The sequence below is a fragment of the Bifidobacterium miconisargentati genome, assembly GCF_019331675.1.
Taxonomy (GTDB): Bacteria; Actinomycetota; Actinomycetes; order Actinomycetales; family Bifidobacteriaceae; genus Bifidobacterium; species Bifidobacterium miconisargentati.
This window is the reverse complement of the sequence record NZ_JAHBBJ010000012.1, coordinates 93,820-107,706: the sequence shown is the minus strand read 5'-3', so window position 1 is coordinate 107,706 and position 13,887 is coordinate 93,820. Positions and strand designations below refer to the sequence as shown.

The window sequence follows — 13,887 nt, the reverse complement described above, 5'->3', positions numbered from 1 at the left end:
CATCCGCATGGCCTACGGCTTCCACCACGTCACCAACCTCATCAGCCTCGTCATGCTCAGATGCGGCGGACTCAACATCCAACTACCAACACCAGCAACCTAACCCACGAAAACAGCAGAAGCCTCGAAAATATCCAAGCGTATCCGGATTGAAGCGCAGCACGTCTGGCATTGGATTGGCGACAACATCTATGATTTGTGGGACTAGCAGGAATTGGTGCCATATAAATTAAGAGGCATTCGCCGGTATACATGTCAGCGAATGCCTCTTATTATCGTTGGGCTGGTTTGAGAAGCGGAGGCTGCGCCATGCCGTCGATGAGCTTGGCGAACATTGGGCATTGCGCACGCTTGAGATCTGAAACCATGCACGAATACGGTGTCTCATTGGGCTGTGCGTATTGCTCGAACCTGCTTGAATCGGAGTTCAGTATTTTGGACGGTATTGAGTCATCTTCCGTGAGTGAGTATGAGATTGTGCCGTGTTCGCAAAAACAAACTGTTGCGGACACGACACAATCTCATCCGATAATCCAGCGCCGGCGTCGCTGATAGGCGATGGGATCATCCCAGTCACGCATGTCATAGCCGTTGTTGGCGGCGATGGTTGCGGCATTGAGTGCTTCACGGACGCGATGATTGGCTCCATAGTCGGGAATCCAGTCATCTTCAATCCAGCGATAATCTCTCATGTGATGTGCGGGAATGTGTGCGTCGTAACCGACTGCGTAGGCGTATGCCGTTACATCAGGTACGAGTCTTATCTCCGATGCGTTACAGCAGGGGAGTGGCCAGTATCTGTTGCGCATATACCCGGCATGTTCGGCCTCGGCCTCCATGACTCGGTATGGTCGGTCCTTCCATGTTCTGGACATGGCGATGTTCCTTTCGAACTAGGCAGTGATTACCTAGTGGAAAGGTGCGGTGAGTTCATTGGTCATAAATGCTTCTGCCGTGTTCGATGAGGTTTCAATTGTTGAATATGAACTGCCGCTAGTTGTCTGCTAATGGCTTTTCCGAAGATGTTGCTCGTGGGAGCTCTTCGCTGATGATCGGATAACCGTCTTCGTCCACTTGGGGCTCCTCGGTGGGAAGGTGCGGTGCGGGCGCTACTTCACGTTCGTCTTGCTTTACTTTCCGCTGTTCCTCAAGTTCCCTCATGGCGGCGTTGTATGGCTTGAGATAGCGTTGTTTGTCGATATAGAGAAGACGATTGCTGTGTTCTTCCATGCATTCATCGCAGATGAGGGCGGCTACTTGTGTCCCATCGCAGGGATCGAAGAACGTGGTGCCGTAATGTCCGTATGAGCATAGCTCCATGGCTCCATTGGGTAAGAAGCTTCTATCGGTCAGATCCTGGGCAAATAGATCCGCTTCAATAAGACTGATTGTTTTGCCGCAGATCAGACATGTGAGCTCGAATGGTGCGGTCGTATCGTTCATCATCGTCCTCCGAGTGATGTGCTGGGTCGTCAATGGCCCGCTCAAGCCAACCGACTTGGGAGAACCGCACCAGAATACACCAGTGGCGGGCGAAGTACTAATTGTTGATTCGCTCGCTTTCGGACCATGATTTGATTACAAGACATATCCTTGCGATTGTCGTCGGCCTTTCGTTGCAGTGACGACGTTTTGGCGATGTTTGCGAGATTCGCTGAGTGTCTCTGATTTCACTGTTCTCAGGGGCATCGTGTTTGAATCATGTCTGGGCTACGGACACGATGACGAGCATCATTCCAACGGTTGAAGCTACCAGACGACTGGAAACACCTATTATGTCTGTTCCGCTTTGACATACATGGATAATGCATCATCGGTGCATAAGATCAAGCTATCAGGATCCCACCAGTTTTCAGTGACAATGCTGAATTTGGTCATCTCGTAACACTGGAATTGTGCACCGGAACTACCGGCAGAAAACGTCACACTTACCGATCGGGAGTAGGGCGTTTGGTCGGGCCGGCTGAAAATGGCTCACCGTGATGGTTGTCATTGCGGGGAAACGTGCCAGGTGAGACTATACAAGCCATATGCAGTCGATATATCACGGCAGGCATCGTTGCTCGGCTACAAGACGCATCGGCGGACGCTTCCGGGAAACCTTATGTACGGATACATGCGCCAATGCAAGTGTTTTCATTAATTCAGCGTCGAATGATGAGGGCGCAGTTTGCGCAGCCCGGGCACCCGTGACTGGCCGCGAATCCAGTCAGCGGCCTTCGGTTCGATGGTTCGAGCAATCCAATCCAGATTGGCATACTGTTCATCCAGATACTGGTTCTCGGCATCAAGATTATCGAGCACAATATGTTCCTGATGGGACAGACGATTGCGTAGGTCGCGCATCATCTTGACGTGGCTTTCAAACATGGCGCGTTTACGGGATGGGTAGTTCGGCATGCCGCCGTTCGCCGGGTCGCGCAGCGCTTTCCATACGGTTTGCTCCAATCTGGATGAAAGTAGGAAGCACCACGAGCCAAGTGACATGTCGGCGATCACACGTCCTGGTGTGACTGGCTTGCCCGCATGCCGTATCTGACGTTCTATCTCGTCAACCGAGTTCTCGAAGCGCCTTGTCCTGGATGAGTTGAACCGGAATCGTGTGTCATCCTTGTACCAATCGTCATGTCCGCAGGCTTTGGCGAGACGAACGGACATGAAGTTGCGTAACAGCACCTCCACGTGCGCGATGTCCTCAAGCAGCGCCTTGGAAGTTCGTCCGTTCCACACGTACAGGTCGACCGCATCGCAGCCGGTGGCTTTCGCAGAACGTACATAGGTGTCCATGCGCTCGGTGGAAAACCAGTGTTGCAATTCGTTGAGCGAGACGGATTGACTCTCGAGCCTCATGATGGCTATACTACTAGCGAATGCCCCGGAAAGTCACTCATGCGAAACATCATGAAACCCCGGGGATTTTCTTTTCGCGGTGTCGATGCGGGGAACGGGCGTCCGGACAGACTATCGTAAGTGATGAAGGCATTCCCTCATCACAAAGGAGTTATGACAATGTCCGAAACCACCGAACCAACCATCCCCGCTGAGGGCCGCGTTGCCGTTCTGACGGAGCCGAGGCACATTGACGTGCGCGCGCTGCCGTTGCCGGAGATCAATGACGACGAGGTGCTCGTCCGGGTCGAGGGCTGCGGCATCTGCGGCACCGACCAGTCCGAATACCGCTCCGACCCGTTCGGCTACGCGCCCATCGTGCTCGGCCATGAGGCCACCGGCGAGGTCGTCAAGATCGGCAAGAACGTCACCACGGATTACTCCGGCAAGCCGCTCAAGGTGGGCGACAAGATCGTCACCGGTCTGCGCCCGTGCGGCCACTGTGCCATCTGCAAGCGCCGCGCCGACATGATCCACCTGTGCGAGAACGGCGAGATCCACGGCCTGATGCCCGGCGAGGACCACTTCTTCAACGGCTGGTATTCCGACTATATGAAGTGCAATCCGGGCGCGGTGATCTTCAATGTCAACGACATGCCCGACCGTGACCTGCGCATTCTCATCGAACCGGCGGCCGTGATCGTGCACGCCGTGGAGGAGGCCAAGAAGATCTACGACTTCAAGCACGGCTCCCATGTGCTGGTCCAGGGTTGCGGCCCGATCGGACTGCTGTTGGTCGCGCTCCTCAAGACCTACGGCATCCGCAACATCGTGGCCGTGGACGCCAAGGAGGCCCGACTGGAGATGGCCAAGAGGCTCGGTGCAACCGCCACCGTGAACTTCTCCGACTACGATTCGGTCGATGCCGCGGCCGACGCCGTACGTGAGGTCACCGAAGGCCTCGGCGCGGAGATGGGCTTCCAGTGCACCGGCTCGCCCGCCGCGGCCGCCGCCCTGTTCAAGTACATCCGCCGCGGTGGTTCCTACTGCGAGGTCGGCTTCTTCACCAACACCGGCGACGCCACCTACAACCCGCATCTGGACGTGTGCCAGAAGGAGATCAAGCTCACCGGTTCCTGGACCTACCAGGCCGGCGACTGGCTCGAGGCGCAGGAATTCCTCAAGGAGTCCAAGGACCGCGGCCTGCCCGTCATGGATCTGGTCACCAACGTGTTCCCGCTCGACCAGATCAACGAGGCCATGGAATACGCGCTGAGCATGCAGGGTCTCAAGATCGAGGTCGTGCCCGAGCTGTGAGCGTGGATGCGGGTGCCTGTGATGTCCGCGGGTACCCGCACGGGCGATGAACCCGTATAAACCCGGCAGCGATTCAATCAAGCTTGGGCATGAACATGTCGTTTCCGGTTCCCGCAACAAAGGGGGCCGGAAACCGTCAATGTTGTTTGCGACCGACATGGTTCATTTAGGTTCGGCTGACCAAGGTTGATATGAATCGTACCGGTTTGCCCCTCAGTCGGCTTCGCCATCAATTCCTATGGCAGGGGGGCGAGAAAAAGACCGTATCGATTTGGTTGAACAGAGCCGAATCCATCGAAACAAAAGGAGTGATGATGACCGTACCGCAGCAGGTGCTTGACGTACTGCATTCCGGCGACGTATATCTCTGGGACGGCGAGCTGATGGACGCCGCGCAGCAGGAGCAGCGGGACATCATGCGCAAGACCAACGAGCTGCCCGCCGCCGACCCCGAACGGGCCGCGCTGCTGCGCGAATACTTCGCCGAAATGGGCAAGGACACGTGGATCGAACCGCCATTCCACGCCAACTGGGGCTGCTCGACCCATCTGGGCGATTACGTGTACGTGAACTTCAATCTGACGCTTGTGGACGACGGCGAGGTCTTCATCGGCGACCACACCATGATCGGCCCCAACGTCACGCTCGTGACCACCGGCCATCCGATCCGGCCGGACCTGCGCGTACGGCTCGCCCAGTTCTCCGAACCCATCCATATCGGACGCAACGTGTGGATCGGCGCGAACGTGACCGTGCTGCCGGGAGTCAGCATCGGTGACAATTCCGTCATCGGCGCATGCAGCCTGGTCACCAAGGACATCCCCGCGAACTCGGTGGCGGTCGGCAGCCCCTGCCGCGTCATGCGCGAGATCAACGAGCACGACAACGAGTACTACTGGCGAGACCGCCGCATTTCCGAGGATCTGTAGCCCCCGCCCACAGCTGGCCATCACCAGCAATAGTGCCGATGTGTGACCCGATCGATTGGTCTTCACCAATAGCTCTGTTAGACCAAAAATGACATGAATTCCACTGGACTACCCCTCAGTCGGCTTCGCCGACAGCTCATCCTGCAATTGAGGACGAACTTCGTTCGCAGTCCACTGGCTCGACTGTCGTCTCGCACATCGCCTGCAAACAGCTCTGCTGTTTGCATCACGGCGATGTCCTGACAAGGGGAGCCAAGAATAAGGGTCACGCCAATCATGGTTTAACAGAGCCTAGCCAATCGCCCTCAGTACGGTCGGGTAACGGCGGCGGCAGGAGACCACGGTCGCACCCATGACGGCCAGTCCGAAGACGAGCAGCACCACCAGCGACCACAGTCGGGAAACCGTGAACGTGAGCACCGTGAAGACCAGCATGGGCGCGGACGTCAGTATCGTCGCCAACGAGAGCGAGCCCATCGAACCGGCATGCAGGGCGAGGTACAGCTGTTCGGCGGCGAAGGCCAGCAAGGCCGGGGACGCCACGACATAGGTCACCTGCATCACGTTGGTCGAGGCGTCGAGCCCAGCCCAAACCAGATACCCCACATTGGTGAGGGTCATGAACTCCGCGATGATCACCGGCAACAGGCTCTTGGCCACGCAGTACGGCAGCATCGGACGGCCGGAGCCTCGCCAGTTCTCCAACGTGCCATCGGACCGCGGCACGGCACTGAAATCCATGGTGGCGGAATTGGAAAACAGCGTGCCGAACGCCAGTATCGAGGCGACGTATCCGTACCAACCGGCCAGTGCTTCCCCAAAGGACCATGCGCCGTCGGCCGTGGCGGCATCCTGCGGGGAACCGACGGCCAACACGGCGACCACAATCGGTACGAACAGCCACATTCCCACGGCAAACGCCATATACAGCCGGCTTTTGCGCAACAGCGTCCAGTCTTTCCACAATATCGCTCTCATGGCAACCTCCTATCTGCCGGGTTTCGCCCAGTCACCTGCTCAGTCCGAAATCGACGTGAGCGCGGCCGCGGCCAAGCGTGGCGGCCTGCTTGAAATCGTCGATGTCGGCGAAATCCACGATCCTGCAGTCCTTGATGAGATGCCTGTCGTCCAGGATGACCACGCGGTCGGTCACCTCCCAGCAGTAGTCGAGGTCATGCGTGATGGTCAGGATCGTGCGGCCGTCCGCCTTGAGCTGCTTCATCAGTTCGATGAGCAGCTGGCGGGTAATCGGGTCCACCGCATTGGTCGGCTCATCCAGCAGGATGAGACGCGGATCGAACAGCATGCCCGCCACGATGCCCGCCCGCTTCTTGAGCCCGCTGGAGAGGTCCCTGACCTTCTTGTCGAGATGCTCGCCGAGTTCGAAGGCTTGGATCATCGGCAGCTGGTCGAGATGCCGCAGGTCGATGGGGTGAGGGTCGTCGTGCGTGGCGTAGAGCATCGCACGGAACTTCAGGTTTTCGCGGATGGTCATCGTGGGGGAGAGGTTGCCTGAATCGGTGAGCTGGAACACCTCGCGCATGGAATGGAACACGTCGGCGTTGATGGCGGCGGAGCCTCCCTGCGGTCGCAGCAAGCCGGTGATGACGCCGAACAGGGTGGTCTTGCCCACGCCGTTGTAGCCGAGGATACCCAGCGACTGGCCCGCCGGTACGTCGAGATTGATGTGTTCGAGCACGGGCTTGTCACGTTTGTATCCGAAGGTCATGTCGGTGACTCGGATGGCGAGCGGCTGGTGCGAGGACGATGCGGCCGAATCGATAGTGGTGCCGGACGTGTCGGTGCCTATGGTTCCGGTCCGAGTATCGGCAGGGCCGTCGGCGCGCACGCCGGGAACGAGTGTGGTTGTGGTCATGATCAGTGCCTTTCCTTTGATGACAATCGACCAGCAATACAGGGCCAGTGCGGCCAGCGTCGGCGTGAAGGCCAGTACGACTCCCCGCGGTCCCGCGATGTTCGTGCGCAGTACGGGGACGTCGAAATACGCGAACGTCATCAATGCCAGCGAGAGCGCGGTGATGGGGATGATCGCGTACGCCAGTTGCGCCGTAAGATACTGCCGGAGCGGACGTCCGCAGGTATGCACCGCAACGATGGTGCCGTTGCCCAGGTCATCGCGGATCGCATCGAGTGACAACGTTGGCGCAAGCCCCATCGTGAGCGACAGGATGGCGAATCGCAGCATGGTGCCGCCCGTTTTCGCATCCAGTCCCATCGGCGCGATGATGGCGATGAGCAGCAGGGGCATCGCGATGCCGATGATGACGACGGCGAGCATCGCCCAGTTATGACGGACCTGTTGCAGGTCCTTGTAGAGTACGGCTTTCATGTCAAGCCTCGATTCGGGTAAGCTCGCGCCAGGTCATGCGCGAAAACACGATTTCGGGCATGGCTTACGCAAGGGGTGTGTGGTTGTGGGATTCCGGAGCGTCCGAAACTATCCAGAGTGGACGCGCCTCTAGCGAATTCCGGACGTCGAATGGTGAATTGGCGTCGGTTTGGTGCTAGAACAAGCTCTGTCCTAGCACCAAGCGGACGCAAAATGGCTTCTTCACGTCGGTTTGCTGCTAGGAAGAGCCGGTAACTAGCGTCAAACGGACGCTATCAGGCTGCCTGGCCGGCGACGATCTGCCGCAGCGCGGCCACATGCGACTGGAACGCGGCCTTGCCCTCACGGGTCAGCCTGACCCAAGTGACCTTATACGCCTTGCCGCCGTCGCAGGCCTTCTTGTCGAGTCGGACGTAATCGTGATCGGCGAGGGTCTTGAGATGCTTGGAACAGGTGGCGTCGCTGACGCCGAGCGTATCGCGCAGCACGTCGAACCGCACCGTGCCATAGGTGTCCAGCAACCCGCAGATACGAAGTCGCACCGGAGCGTGGATGACCTCGTCGAACACCGGTTCCGGACTATCCGATGCCATGGCGCACCTCCTCGTGTCCGGCGGGAACCGTGCGTTGCCTGAGTGCGCGAACCGTCGCATCAAGCTCCCAGTACTCCGCCAGCCCGTTGATCGCGGTGCCGATTGCGGTGACGGCCAGTGCGGACCACCATGCGTCGGTGACGTATCCCACGACCAGGGCGAGGACGGGCGGAATGAAGTTGAGGACGAACCGCACGGCAAGGATGGTCCGGTACCGACGGTTTGCGGCCACGGGCGCAGGCGGCAGCCATTGCACGGCGATGCCCTGCGCGTGGGCGGTGAGCGTCATCGCGGCGCACATCAACAGCATGGACGCCGCCAGCAACGCGAATATGATCCACGCGGAATTCCAAGGCAGGTGGAATCGGCCGAGATAGGCCTGCGGGATCATCCAATACGTCAGGGTGAGCAGACCGTATACCACGGCCACCCAGATGACGGTCGTGGCGCGCATCCGGTCATAGGAGCCGGCGAGCTTCGAACGGTCCGAGTCCAATGCGGTCAGGGCATCCAGCGCATCCAAGGCATCCGCCGTGTCCGCCATACCGAACCTGTCCTGCGCGTCCGAGACACCTTGCTTTCGCAGGGCGTCGACGTCGAGCCGGTACGACCCATGTGCTTCCTCGCCGGTGCCCGGCTGCGTAACCCGCATATCCGTCACGATGGCCTCCTTCGCCGGGTTCATGGCCGGAGTGCGGCACATGCCGCAACCAAACCTCTTTCCGTTACGGAAAACAATACCACTTTCCGAAGTGGAAACAAGTTACGTGACGGTGAATTCCTCACGGCACTACCGGATGCGCCAGTTGGAGCCGCGCTGGGTCATGATGAGACCGGCGCGGGTGAGCTTCTGATCGAGCGTGTACAGCGCGTTGCGCAGCAATCCCTGCTGCTCGAAATACGGGCCGCCCACCAGTTTGACCAGCTCGCGGGTGTTCACGAACGCGCCATTGGCCTTCACCAACGCCTCCAGCAGACTGAACTCCAGCCGCGAAAGCGTGATCGGACTGTGCGTGGAGGCGTAGTACGACCTGCGGTTGGTGGTGTCCAGCGTGAGATTGCCGCGGATGATCAATTCGGGGGAGTCGGCGGCCAGCGCCGCCACATAGGAAAGCAGTTCGGTGTCGGAGAACGGCTTCCTGAGCACCGCATCCGGCAGTCGGTCGTCATGGTTCGAAGGCCGGGCCGACGATTGGCTCGTTTCGCAGACATTCGTGCCTGTGCCCGGAGCGTCTGCGGCACCCGGATCGTCCGGGGAAGAAGCCGGGCCGTCATCCGTCGCCGTGCCGCGGACGGCCGGCACCGCATGCTCGATGGGCGCGTACTCGTCCGGCAGCGCCCGCCATCGATTGCCTTCGCCGGTCGCCTTGCTCATCGGCGTCGAGGTGAGCAGCAGGATCCTGATGTCCGGCCGCGCGTCACGCATCGATTCGATGACCTGCGCGATTGGTTCGCCCAGCAGTCCCTCGTCCAGCACGACAGCGTCGAACGCCTCGTCCTCGATGGCGTCCAGCGCCGCGCCGCCCGTGCCAGCCGACTCCACCTCATGGCCCGCGCCAAGCAGCGTGCCTCGAATCGCGCGGGACAATGGGTCATTGGATACGGCGACCAACAGCTTCATCACGCACCTCCTCAACGCTTCAAGTGTAGGCCGGGGCATGATGAAAGCCGGAGTCCATGTTGAAGATGGACTCCGGCTTCAGTCGATTGTCGTCGGCGGCTCCCGGCAGAAACGGCAGACCTATTAGCCGATGAAGGCGATGGGAGAGGCGAGATCCACGCCGGAACCATCGCGGCGCATATCCGGCTTGGGCAGCTCCACCGGACTGCCGGAGGAGGTCGAGGCACGCAGCGGGTAGAGGCCCACCCACGCCAGAATCAGCGTGTTCTGGCCCTTGAGGAAGCGCTGCGAGCGCACGCCGCCCGTGGCGCGGCCCTTGGTGGGGTACATCTCCAACGGCGTCACCTTGGCGGCGCCGTTCTCGGTGCCGGGCAGGGCGTCGGAGTCGCCGGCCACGGTGAGCACCACCGCGCCCGAAGCCGCGGACATGCCGTTTTCGCCCTCCTCGTAGGTCCATGCCACCTTGCCGGCGGGCACCACGTTGAACGCCATCACGCGGGCGCCGTCGGCGAGCTTGATGCCGGCCATGCCGCCCGCGGTACGGCCCTGCGGACGCACGTTCTTCGCGTCGAAGGTGAGCAGCGAGGAATCGGAGGAGACGAACACCAGACGGTCGTCGTCCTCGGCCACGGCCGCGAACACCACCTCGTCGCCGTCCTTCAGGTCGATGACCGACCAGGAGTCCATCGTGGTGGGCGCCTCGCGGTTCCAGCGCTTGACCACGCCGTTGCGGGTGCCGATGGCCAGCGACGGCAGCGGCAAGGCATCGCCGGAATCGCGCTCGCCATCCGCATCGGAGCCGTTCGGCTGTTCCATGGCGATCGCCGTGACCACATGCTCGCCCGGAATCGGGTCGGTCGATTCGGTCATGCCGATCAGTTCGTCGGCGGAAACCCCGCCCTTGGCGGACAGGATGTCGGAGGCGGGCAGCGCCGGCAGGTCGACCACATGGGCCAACACCAGTCGGCCCGCCGACGTGATCAGCGCGTACGTGGCCTGCGTGGACGTGGGGAAGATCGTGATGATCTGGTCGTCCGACTGGCGCTTGTCGGACGCGGACCGGGCATGGTACACGTCCATCGCGCTCGGCGTGGTGCGGGCGATCAGACCGGTGGCGCTCATCACCACCACGCACGGCTCGTCCTCGATCTTCAACGCGCCGGCCAGGGCATTCTCCTCGCCGCTCTTCTTCGCGGCCTTGGTGGCGGCCTCCACATCGGCCTGGGCGGAGGAGATCGTGGTGGCGGCCTTGACGGCCTCGAGCGCGGACTGGGAGACGCCGGAAGCGCCGGCACCGTGCGCGGCCACCGGGGTGAGCGTGCCATCCGGATCCACGTCCAGCAACACCGTGCGACGCGGCGAACCCCACTTGGCCACTGCCTGGTCCATCTCGTCGGTGACCACCTGATCCAGCGCCTCGGCGGAGGCAAGGATGCGGGTGAGCTCCTCGATGCTCTTTTTCAGGTCGTCGCGTTCGGCCTCGAGCTCGATGCGGTTCATCTTGGTCAGTCGGCGCAGACGCAGATCCAGGATGTACTGGGACTGGACCTCATCCAGGTCGAACACGGCCATCAGTCGGGTCTTGGCGGCGTCCGCATCATCCGAGGTGCGGATCACCTGGATCACCTCGTCGATGTCCAGCATGGCCAGCAGCAGGCCCTCGACCAGGTGCAGACGCTCCTGCGCCTTCTTCTTGCGGTATTCGCTGCGACGACGGATCACCACGCGGCGGTGGTCGACCCACACCTGCAGCATCTCCTTCAAGCCCATGGTGTGCGGTCGGCCGCCCACCAGCGCCACGTTGTTCATGGCGAAGTTATCCTGCAGCGGCGTGTGCTTGAACAGCTGCACCAGCACGGCGTGCGGGTCGAAACCGGTCTTGATCTCGATGACCAGTCGCGTGCCGTTATGACGGTCCGTCAGATCGAACGCGCCCGAAATGCCCTCCAGCTTGCGGTTCTTCACGCCGTCCGAGATGCGTTCGATCACCTTCTCCGGACCCACCATGTACGGCAGCTCGGTCACCACGATCGCCTGCTTGCGTGCGGTGATGTGCTCCACATGCGTGGCCGCGCGCGTGGTGAGCGTGCCGCGGCCCGTCTCATAGGCCTCGCGGATGCCGTCACGGCCGATGATCGTACCGCCGGTGGGCCAGTCCGGGCCCGGCACGTAGCGCATGAGCTGTTCGAGCGTGGCCTCGGGGTGCGCCATGAGGAACTTCGCGGCGTTGACCACCTCGCCGAGGTTGTGCGTGGCAAGGTTCGTGGCCATGCCCACGGCGATGCCCGAGCCGCCGTTGACCAGGAGATTCGGGATGGCGGCCGGCAGCACGGTCGGCTCCTTGAGCTTGTTGTCGTAGTTCGGCGTGAAATCGACCGTATCCTCGTCGATGTCCGCGTTCATGCCGAGCGCCGCCGGGGCCAGACGGGCCTCGGTGTAACGGGAGGCGGCCGGACCGTCGTCCAACGAACCGAAGTTGCCATGGCCGTCCACCAGCGGCAGGCGCATCGCGAACGGCTGGGCCAGGCGCACCATGGCCTCGTAGATCGCGGAATCGCCGTGCGGGTGGAGCTTGCCCATCACCTCGCCCACCACGCGGGCGGACTTCATGTACGGGCGGTCCGGATTCAGGTTCATCTGGCCCATCTGATAGACGATGCGTCGCTGCACCGGCTTCAGGCCGTCGCGCGCATCCGGCAGGGCTCGCGCGTAGATCACCGAATAGGCGTATTCGAGGAAGGACTTGCTCATCTCCTCGTTCAACGGCGTCTCGACGATATGCTCCTTGACCGTACGCGGGTCATAGGTCTGCACGGACGGTTTGCGGTGTGATGCCATGAAACTCCCTTTCGAACGCGCCCCAGTTTAGCGTGCCGCATGGAATGGGACGCACGGCCGCCGCCGTCACGTCGTTCGCGTGCGCGGAACCCAAGGTTGGGGGGTGCGACTTGAATAGCAGACTATGAGTGTTGAGACGCCGGATATGGACGAACTGCTGCGACTGGTGCCCACCGCGACCTACGGGGACGGCATCCCCGACCGTGCCGCCGATGGGCGTGGGGGAGCGCTGCACCTGTCCGCCGTGCTGCCCGCACTGTCCGCCGCCATCGGCCATCCGACGCCCACCAAGGTCCATACCGACCCCAAAGCCTGCCAGACCGCGCTCGGCCTGCCCTCCGTGACCTCCGCCATCGTGGTGCTCGTGGACGGGCTCGGCTACTGGAACCTCGCCATGCGCCTCGGCCATGCGCCCTACCTGCGCTCGCTCATGAACGAGACCGCCAACCAGCGCCCCATCACCACCTGCGCGCCCAGCACCACCGTGGCCGCCATGGCCGCATTCGGCACCGGCACCTGCCCGGGCCTGACCGGCATGGCCGGATACACGCAGCTCGAACCAGCCAGCCACAAGCTCATCCAGCTCATCCAATTCAAGGACGCGCTCGCCCCCAAACCCGCCAACCCGCACATCCCCGTGCCCGCCATGATCGACCCGCGCTCCCTGCAACAGGAGGAGACGGTGTTCGAGAAGCTCGCCGCCCAGGGCGTGCGCGTCACCAGTTCGGGCCTGCCCAAGTTCGCCGGCTCGCCCCTGACCGAAGCGGCGTTGCGCGGCACCGACTACCAGCCCAACGTGACCCCGCGCGACCGTGTGCTCGCAGCCGCCCGCGCCGCCCGCCAGCCGGGCCTGACCTACCTCTACATCCGCGACGCGGACAAGGTGGGCCACAACTACGGCTGGGATTCCGAGAACTGGGTGGCCACGTTCGAACACATCGACGCGCAGCTCGCCCTCCTGCACCGCAGCGCCCCCGCCGGCACGCTCATCGTGATCATCGCCGACCACGGCATGGTCCAGACCGACCCGGACGGCCGCGTGGACATCGCCGCCGAACCCGAACTCGCCCAAGGCGTGGAACTGGTCGGCGGGGAGCCGCGCTCGCTGATGCTGTACGCTTCGCCCGGTGAGAGTGCCGAGGCGATCGCCGGACGTTGGCGGAACCGTCTGGGGGATATGGCCTTGGTCCGCACGCGCGAGCAGGCGTTCGCGGATGGTCTGTTCGGTCCGGTGGCCGACCGCGTGAGGCCGATGATCGGCGACGTGATCGTGCAGGCCGCCGGTGCCGCGACGCTCGTGGATTCGCGCACGCAGAGCGACAAGGCCACCCGTCTGCCGAGCGTGCACGGATCGCAGACCATGCTGGAGATGGATATTCCCTGCCTGATCGATCTGGTGTGATCGGGCAG

The 13,887-nt window shown here is 61.8% G+C and carries 12 protein-coding genes; 3 read left to right on the top strand and 9 right to left on the bottom strand.

Going from position 1 to position 13,887, the window contains the following annotated elements:
- Nucleotides 1-521: 521 nt before the first annotated feature.
- The 3 genes from KIH81_RS08555 to KIH81_RS08545 all read right to left on the bottom strand — a co-directional run bounded on the left by KIH81_RS08555 (nt 522) and on the right by KIH81_RS08545 (nt 2,850).
- Nucleotides 522-875 (bottom strand): hypothetical protein, encoded by a 354-nt coding sequence (locus KIH81_RS08555; protein WP_214304970.1) that lies wholly within the window; start codon nt 873-875, stop codon nt 522-524.
- Nucleotides 876-993: 118 nt separating this feature from the next.
- Entirely contained in the window at nt 994-1,446 is a 453-nt protein-coding gene (locus tag KIH81_RS08550; protein ID WP_214304969.1) for a hypothetical protein, read from the bottom strand.
- A 693-nt stretch (nt 1,447-2,139) separates the two neighbouring features.
- A complete protein-coding gene (locus KIH81_RS08545; protein WP_214304968.1) occupies nt 2,140-2,850 on the bottom strand; it encodes an Abi family protein in 711 nt (236 codons plus the stop codon).
- Between the two features lie 159 nt (nt 2,851-3,009).
- On the opposite strand from KIH81_RS08545, the gene KIH81_RS08540 reads away from it, so the two are divergent.
- Both KIH81_RS08540 and KIH81_RS08535 read left to right on the top strand, forming a co-directional pair.
- Entirely contained in the window at nt 3,010-4,146 is a 1,137-nt protein-coding gene (locus tag KIH81_RS08540) for a zinc-dependent alcohol dehydrogenase (RefSeq protein ID WP_214304967.1), read from the top strand.
- 314 nt (nt 4,147-4,460) lie between these two features.
- Nucleotides 4,461-5,075, top strand: coding sequence for a sugar O-acetyltransferase (locus tag KIH81_RS08535; protein WP_214304982.1), 615 nt, complete (start codon nt 4,461-4,463; stop codon nt 5,073-5,075).
- A 291-nt stretch (nt 5,076-5,366) separates the two neighbouring features.
- Here KIH81_RS08535 and KIH81_RS08530 read toward each other — a convergent pair whose 3' ends face one another.
- From KIH81_RS08530 to KIH81_RS08505, 6 genes are all read right to left on the bottom strand, one after another.
- Complete coding sequence (locus tag KIH81_RS08530; RefSeq protein WP_214304966.1) at nt 5,367-6,053, bottom strand: hypothetical protein; 687 nt, start codon at nt 6,051-6,053, stop codon at nt 5,367-5,369.
- Nucleotides 6,054-6,084: 31 nt separating this feature from the next.
- Nucleotides 6,085-7,425: an ABC transporter ATP-binding protein gene (locus tag KIH81_RS12115; protein WP_236029456.1), complete on the bottom strand. Its 1,341-nt coding sequence runs from the start codon at nt 7,423-7,425 to the stop codon at nt 6,085-6,087.
- A gap of 275 nt (nt 7,426-7,700) precedes the next feature.
- Nucleotides 7,701-8,018 (bottom strand): transcriptional regulator, encoded by a 318-nt coding sequence (locus KIH81_RS08520; RefSeq protein ID WP_214304965.1) that lies wholly within the window; start codon nt 8,016-8,018, stop codon nt 7,701-7,703.
- Nucleotides 8,005-8,721, bottom strand: a complete 717-nt coding sequence (locus KIH81_RS08515; RefSeq protein WP_214304964.1) for a hypothetical protein — start codon at nt 8,719-8,721, stop codon at nt 8,005-8,007. The genes KIH81_RS08520 and KIH81_RS08515 overlap by 14 nt, the downstream gene beginning before the upstream one ends.
- 87 nt (nt 8,722-8,808) lie before the next feature.
- Nucleotides 8,809-9,639, bottom strand: a complete 831-nt coding sequence (locus KIH81_RS08510; RefSeq protein WP_214304963.1) for a response regulator transcription factor — start codon at nt 9,637-9,639, stop codon at nt 8,809-8,811.
- 123 nt (nt 9,640-9,762) lie between these two features.
- Nucleotides 9,763-12,477 (bottom strand): DNA gyrase/topoisomerase IV subunit A, encoded by a 2,715-nt coding sequence (locus tag KIH81_RS08505; protein WP_214304962.1) that lies wholly within the window; start codon nt 12,475-12,477, stop codon nt 9,763-9,765.
- 124 nt (nt 12,478-12,601) lie between these two features.
- Between KIH81_RS08505 and KIH81_RS08500 the strand changes: the two genes are divergently transcribed.
- Nucleotides 12,602-13,879, top strand: coding sequence for an alkaline phosphatase family protein (locus KIH81_RS08500; RefSeq protein ID WP_214304961.1), 1,278 nt, complete (start codon nt 12,602-12,604; stop codon nt 13,877-13,879).
- The last annotated feature ends 8 nt before the right edge of the window (nt 13,880-13,887 follow it).